This window comes from Arthrobacter sp. NPDC058097 (genome assembly GCF_042884885.1).
Taxonomy (GTDB): domain Bacteria; phylum Actinomycetota; class Actinomycetes; order Actinomycetales; family Micrococcaceae; genus Arthrobacter.
Genome location: NZ_JBHVSZ010000018.1, coordinates 86,379 through 92,956, shown reverse-complemented (window position 1 = coordinate 92,956; position 6,578 = coordinate 86,379). Strand labels below are relative to the sequence as shown.

The 6,578-nt window shown below is 65.7% G+C and carries 5 protein-coding genes; 4 read left to right on the top strand and 1 reads right to left on the bottom strand.

The window, feature by feature from the left end; translation table 11 throughout:
• On the bottom strand, window positions 1-1,772 hold a 1,772-nt coding region (aceE, locus tag ACFVTE_RS22915), incomplete at its 3' end, for a pyruvate dehydrogenase (acetyl-transferring), homodimeric type (protein ID WP_387104702.1).
• Between the two features lie 328 nt (window positions 1,773-2,100).
• Here aceE and ACFVTE_RS22910 point away from each other — a divergent pair.
• From ACFVTE_RS22910 to ACFVTE_RS22895, 4 genes are all read left to right on the top strand, one after another.
• Window positions 2,101-3,666: an NCS1 family nucleobase:cation symporter-1 gene (locus ACFVTE_RS22910; RefSeq protein WP_387104699.1), complete on the top strand. Its 1,566-nt coding sequence runs from the start codon at window positions 2,101-2,103 to the stop codon at window positions 3,664-3,666.
• A gap of 100 nt (window positions 3,667-3,766) precedes the next feature.
• Entirely contained in the window at window positions 3,767-4,510 is a 744-nt protein-coding gene (locus ACFVTE_RS22905) for an aspartate/glutamate racemase family protein (RefSeq protein ID WP_387104696.1), read from the top strand.
• Window positions 4,511-4,537: 27 nt separating this feature from the next.
• Window positions 4,538-5,299 carry an SDR family oxidoreductase gene (locus ACFVTE_RS22900; protein WP_387104694.1) on the top strand — a complete coding sequence of 254 codons (762 nt, stop codon included), beginning with the start codon at window positions 4,538-4,540 and terminating at the stop codon, window positions 5,297-5,299.
• A 141-nt stretch (window positions 5,300-5,440) separates the two neighbouring features.
• A complete protein-coding gene (locus ACFVTE_RS22895) occupies window positions 5,441-6,454 on the top strand; it encodes an endonuclease domain-containing protein (RefSeq protein WP_387104691.1) in 1,014 nt (337 codons plus the stop codon).
• The last annotated feature ends 124 nt before the right edge of the window (window positions 6,455-6,578 follow it).

Below are 6,578 nucleotides of genomic sequence, written 5' to 3'. Positions count from 1 at the left end.
CCGGCTTCGTTGATGCCGGGGTGGATCAGCTGTCCCTGGGCGGATTCCTTGTAGGCCAGGACCAGGTCGCGGTCCACGGACAGGTAGTTCTGGCCGCTCGGGTTGTAGATCTTGGCGGTTGGGAAGAATGCGTCCATGCCGAAGGTCCGCGATTCGTCCGGCACGATGGGGACAATCCGGTGCCCGAACTTCTTGTCGCGGAGCAGGTCCTTGAGCAGGCGGACGAACGCCATGGTGGTCGCAGCCTGCTGCTTGCCCGAACCGCGCTTGGCGACATCGAACGTTTTGGCGTCCGGCATTTCCACGGCCCCCTGGCCGGAACGGCGCTCGGGGACGGACCCGCCCAAAGCCTGCCGCCGCTCCAGAAGGTAGGCGATCTCGGGCGCGTCGGGGCCGGGGTGGAAATACGGCGGCCGGTAGGGATCCTCTTCGAGCCGGGCGTCTGAAATGGGAATGCGGAGGTAATCCCGGAATTCCTTCAGGTCATCCAGGGTGAGTTTTTTCATCTGGTGGGTGGCGTTGCGGCCTTCGAAGTGCGGGCCCAGGCCGTAGCCCTTGACCGTTTTGGCCAGGATCACGGTGGGTTTGCCCTTGAATTCGGTGGCGGCCTTGTACGCGGCGTAGACCTTGCGGTAGTCGTGCCCGCCGCGCTTGAGGTTCCAGATCTCGTCATCGGAGAGGTCCGCGACGAGGTCCTTGGTCTGCGGGGTTTTGCCGAAGAAGTGCTCGCGGACGAACCCGCCGGACTCGGCCTTGTAGGTCTGGTAGTCCCCGTCGGGGGTTTCGTTCATGATCTTCACCAGCGACCCGTCGGTGTCGCGGGTGAGCAGGTCATCCCATTCCCGGCCCCAGACGACCTTGATCACGTTCCAGCCCGCGCCGCGGAAGAACGCCTCGAGTTCCTGCATGATCTTGCCGTTGCCGCGCACCGGCCCGTCCAGGCGCTGGAGGTTGCAGTTGATCACGAAGTTCAGGTTGTCCAGGTTCTCGTTCGCGGCGAGCTGGAGCAGGCCGCGGGATTCGGGCTCGTCCATTTCGCCGTCGCCCAGGAACGCCCAGACCTGCTGGTCCGAGGTGTCTTTCAGGCCCCGGTTGTGCAGGTACCGGTTGGACTGGGCCTGGTAGATCGCGTTCATCGGGCCGATGCCCATCGACACGGTCGGGAATTCCCAGAAGTGCGGCATCAGCCGCGGGTGCGGGTAGGAGGACAGGGCGTGGCCTTCCTTGGACTTTTCCTGCCGGAACCCGTCCAGGTCCTCCTCCGAGAGCCGGCCTTCCATGAACGCCCGGGCGTACATGCCCGGGGACGCGTGGCCCTGGAAGAACACCTGGTCCCCGCCGCCCGGGGCGTCCTTGCCGCGGAAGAAGTGGTTGAAGCCGACCTCGTACAGCGTCGCGGCGCCGGCGTAGGTCGAGATGTGCCCGCCCACCCCGATCTCGGGCCGCTGCGCCCGGTGCACCATCACCGCGGCGTTCCAGCGCATGTACGCCCGGTACCGGCGCTCGAACTCCTCGTTCCCCGGGAACTGCGCTTCCTGATCCACCGGGATCGTGTTCACATAATCCGTGGTGGTCACCATCGGAACCCCGACGCTCTGCGCGCCGGCACGCTGCAGGAGACTGCGCATGATGTATTGGGCACGCTCCGTGCCCTGTTCCCTGATCAGCGCATCCAGGGACTCAACCCACTCGGCAGTCTCTTCCGGATCACGATCAGGCAGCTGGTTAGTCAACCCGCTGAGGATATGGGAGGTATCTTCTCCTGCAGCCACGGCAGCCTCGTTTCATCTTTGAATGTTGGGCCCATGTTTTCGTATTGTGAGAAAACATTCTTGCTATTCGAGATTATCCGCAGCACGGGACCCCGGTCAAACGCAGGCGGCCACCTCGGCGGCACAGGGAGCGACCCGACCACGGCGTGCCAATTGTGACCGCCGGCAGCCGGCGCGCACCTTGACCCCAGGGTGATGCAGGTCATACCATTATTTCACTATTCAACAAGTTTATTTCGCGATGTGGAATAACAGCGATAATCCGGCGATGAAGCATCGTCCGATCGAAGGCTCACCACCGCGAAAATCCCAGAAACCGGAGAACCAGATGCAGACGACCCCTTCTGTCAGCGTCGAAACGGACGGGCCGACGCCGTTGTCGGGCCAGCCGGTCCATCCCGCTGCCACCACCGACGAGCTGTGCGAAGCGGCCAGTGCCGCAGCCGGCCGCGACATCAGCCCCAGCCTCTACAACACCGACCTCGCACCCACCAGGCGGCAAGGGCGCCGCTGGACGGCGTACAGCATCTTCACCCTCTGGGCGAACGACGTGCACAGCCTCGGGAACTATGCGTTCGCCGTCGGACTCTTTTCCCTTGGCCTCGGAGGCTGGCAGATCCTGACGGCCCTGGCGATCGGAGCGGTACTCCTCTTTGTGCTGCTCAGCTTCTCTGGTTTCATGGGGCAGAAAACGGGCGTCCCGTTCCCCGTCATGAGCCGCATCAGCTTCGGCATCCGCGGCGCACAGCTCGCCAGCCTGATCCGCGGCGCGGTGGCCGTGGCGTGGTTCGGGATCCAGACGTTCCTCGCCTCCGTGGTGCTCCGGGTCATGCTGGTGGCCATGGTTCCATCCCTTCACGGACTGGACACCAACTCCATCCTCGGCCTGTCGACGCTGGGCTGGATCTCCTTCGTGGGGCTGTGGATCGTGCAGCTCGTCATCGTCAGCTTCGGCATGGAGATGATCCGCAAGTACGAGGCCTTCGCCGGTCCGATCATCCTGCTGACCATGGTCCTGCTTGCCATTTGGGTATTCACCGAGGCGCACGGTTCCATCCAGTGGACCGGCATCCGTGGCCTCGAAGGCGGCGAGATGTGGCGGACCATTTTCGCCGGCGGTGCCCTCTGGGTGTCCATCTACGGAACCTTCGTCCTGAACTTCTGCGACTTCACCCGCTCCGCCGTCTCCAAGAAGTCCATCGTGCGCGGCAACTTCTGGGGCATTCCGATCAACATGCTCCTGTTCGGCGCCATCGTGGTGGTCCTGGCCGGCGGACAGTACAAGATCAACGGCACCATCATCGAAACGCCGTCGGACATCGTCCAGAGCATCCCCAACACGCTGTTCCTGGTGCTGGCCTGCCTCGCGATCCTCATCCTGACCATCGCCGTCAACCTCATGGCCAACTTCGTGGCCCCCGTGTATGCCCTCACCAACCTCTTCCCCAAGCGGCTCAACTTCCGCCGGGCGGCCTGGGTGAGCGGCACCATCGGCCTGGTCATCCTGCCGTGGAACCTCTACAACAACCCCCTCGTCATCGTGTACTTCCTGGGCGGCCTCGGCGCACTGCTCGGACCCCTGTTCGGCGTGGTCATGGCCGACTACTGGCTGCTCCGCCGCGGCAAGGTCAACGTCCCCGAGCTGTACAGCGAGGACCCGGCCGGTGCCTACTTCTACAAGAGGGGCGTCAACCCGCGGGCCATCATCGCCCTGGCCCCGGCGGCCGTCCTGGCCATCCTCGTCGCCTTCCTCCCGGTCTTCGAGGCCGCCGCACCGTTCGCCTGGTTCTTCGGCGCCGGCGTCGGTGCGCTGAGCTACTACGTGATCGCCGACCGCCGGCAGCGCTTTGAGGACGCCGACGGCGAAGCGATCGCCGTCGCCAGCACCCACTAAGACCCACCCACACCCAACTGACTCGCAGTTAATGTCGTTATGAGGCTCCAAAACGACAACAACTGCGAGTCAGTTGGGCGACCACATCCAGGAGGACACCATGCGCATACTCGTTGCGAACGTCAACACCACCCAGTCCATGACCGACTCCATCGCCGCCCAGGCACGCAGCATCGCGGCGCCCGGCACCGAAATCGTCGGCATCACGCCGCGCTTTGGCGCCGACTCCTGCGAAGGCAACTTCGAGAGCTACCTGGCCGCGATCGCCGTGATGGACCGGGTGGTCAACCACCCCGAACCGTTCGACGCCGTCATTCAGGCCGGCTACGGCGAGCACGGCCGGGAGGGGCTGCAGGAGCTGCTGGACGTGCCCGTCGTCGACATCACCGAGGCGGCGGCCAGCACGGCCATGTTCCTTGGCCACAAGTATTCCGTGGTCACCACCCTGGACCGGGCCGTGCCGCTGATCGAGGACCGGCTGAAGCTGGCCGGCCTCGACGCCCGCTGCGCTTCCGTGCGGGCCAGCGGGATGGCCGTGCTGGAACTGGAGGAGGAGCCGGAGCGGGCGGTCGAGGCCATTATCAGCCAGGCGCTGCTTGCTGTCCGGGAGGACAAGGCCGAGGTGATCGTCCTGGGCTGCGGCGGCATGGCGGGACTGGACGAACAGATCCGGCATCGGGCGGGCGTCCCCGTCGTCGACGGCGTTGCCTCCGCCGTGACCATCGCGGAGTCCCTGGTCCGGATGCAGCTCTCCACGTCCAAGGTGCGGACGTACGCCACGCCGCGGCCCAAGACCGTCATAGGCTGGCCGCTGGTGGCGAATAGCGTTCCGACCACCGCGTAGGTTTTCGACAATTTCAGGAGAAGCAGCATGACCGTTCCAGCCACTCCCGGCCGCGTCGCCGTCGTCACCGGCGCAGGCTCCGGCATCGGGCGGGCGGTTGCCCGGCAAATGCTGGCGGACGGCTACCGGGTGGCCCTGGCGGGCCGCCGCGAACAGCTGCTCCTGGAAACGGCGGACGGCCACCCGGAGGCGCTTGCGATGCCGTGCGATGTCACAGTGCCCGACGACGTCGAACGCCTTTTCGCCTCGGTCCTCCGGCGCTGGGGCCGGGTGGACGTCCTGTTCAACAACGCCGGCGTCTTTGGACCGGCGGCGTCGGTGGACGAGATCAGCCTGGCGGACTGGGAGGCCACCGTCGCGGTGAACCTGACCGGTTCGGTGCTGTGCGCCGGGGCGGCCGTCCGGGCGATGAAGTCGCAGTCACCGCAGGGCGGCCGGATCATCAACAACGGCTCGATCTCCGCACATTCACCCCGGCCGCGGACCGTCGCCTACGCCGTCACAAAGCACGCCATGACGGGCCTGACCAAGAGTATAGAGCTGGACGGCCGCGAATTCGGGATCACCTGTGGGCAGATTGACATCGGCAACACCGCCACGGAAATCATGGACACTATCGGGGTCGGCTCGGGGGCGCTCCAGGCCGACGGAAGCCGCAGGGTGGAACCGATGTTCCCGGTGGAGGACGCGGCCCGTGCGGTGCTGATGATGGCGGGCATGCCGCCGTCGGCCAGCGTGGGCTCGGTGGTGATCACGGCCGCCGGAATGCCCTTCATCGGCCGCGGCTAACCCTTCTCGGTTGGGAGTTTTTGTCCACATATCGCGACTTAACCGCCCCTCAGCGGCGAATATCTGGACAAAAACTCGCGGCCTCGAAGTCCGGCCTGTGGATAACGTCCCGCAGGCGTCCTTGAGGTGCCTCAATGGAGCATGACCAGATTGTCACCGCTGCCCGAGGAAATCAGTAGCCGGCCCTTCGTCGTGCCCGAAGCGGCGGACGCCGGGGTCCCCGCAGGCAGGCTCTTTGCCCGTGACATGCACCGCCCAAGCAGGAGCATCCGCGTGCCAAGGTCGTGCAGTCCTGACCTTCCCGCCCTCGTCCGCTCCCACACTGCCCTTGGTCCGGACGTCTTCGCGAGCCTGGTCACCGCGGCGGAAGTCCACGGCGTGCCGTTGCCGCCGTGGGCGGAGTTCAAGCCCGACGGCGGAGGGCCGGTGACCGCCGTCGTCGAGCCTGTGCCATGGGGCAAGAAGAGCGGTCCGCACTTCCGGGAGCCCGGACGGTTCCTCCATCTCGCCAGGGAGAACGGCGGCACGCTGCCGCGCCGCCGCGGCATCGCCGGGCACCGGCTCAAGATCCGCGAGGGCGATCTTGTGGAGATTGACGGGCTCAGGCTGACTTCCCTGGCCCGGACTTGGGTGGACCTCGGCTCCGTCCTGCCCATCGACGACCTTGTGGTGGCCGGCGATGCGATCATCAGCGAGCACGCCAGGCACTTCGGGCCGCCAAAGGTCGCCATGGTGCCGCTGGCCGAGCTTCGGACGTTCGTGGACGGCGCCAACGGGATCCACGGCGTGCGGAAGGCGCGCCTTGCCCTCGACCTGCTGCGCATCGGCGTCGATTCGCCGCCGGAAAGCAAGCTCCGCCTCCTGCTGGACGACGCCGGGCTGCCGGAGTTCACGCCCAACTGCCGGGTGGACGACGTGCTCAACAGGCCGGTCTGGACGGACCTGGGTTGCCCGCGGTTCCGGACGTGCATCGAGTACGAGGGGCTGCATCACCTGACCCCCGAGCAGCAGGCGCTGGACGCGTACCGGGACCAGCGGGTGTCGGATGCGGGCTGGCGCCAGGTCAAAGTCAACAGCATCGACATGGGCCATGGACGGGAGTGGGTCGTCTCGCGGGTGAAGCAGGCGCTGCGCAAGCAGGGCTGGCAGCGCTAGGAGTTTTTGTCCAGATATCGCCTGTTGGAGGGCTTCGAAGTCCCAACAAGTGGACAAAAACTCAATTGTGACCGGCGAAAGCAGTTCCGCATCGTGAAAACTAGATTTCCTCTTGCGGAATAGT

What these genes read in the sequence shown, in the direction of transcription:
- ACFVTE_RS22895 (WP_387104691.1), top strand. Translation starts at nt 5,441, where the DNA reads ATGACCAGATTGTCACCGCTGCCCGAGGAAATCAGTAGCCGGCCCTTC.
- ACFVTE_RS22900 (WP_387104694.1), top strand. Translation starts at nt 4,538, where the DNA reads ATGACCGTTCCAGCCACTCCCGGCCGCGTCGCCGTCGTCACCGGCGCA.
- ACFVTE_RS22905 (WP_387104696.1), top strand. Translation starts at nt 3,767, where the DNA reads ATGCGCATACTCGTTGCGAACGTCAACACCACCCAGTCCATGACCGAC.
- ACFVTE_RS22910 (WP_387104699.1), top strand. Translation starts at nt 2,101, where the DNA reads ATGCAGACGACCCCTTCTGTCAGCGTCGAAACGGACGGGCCGACGCCG.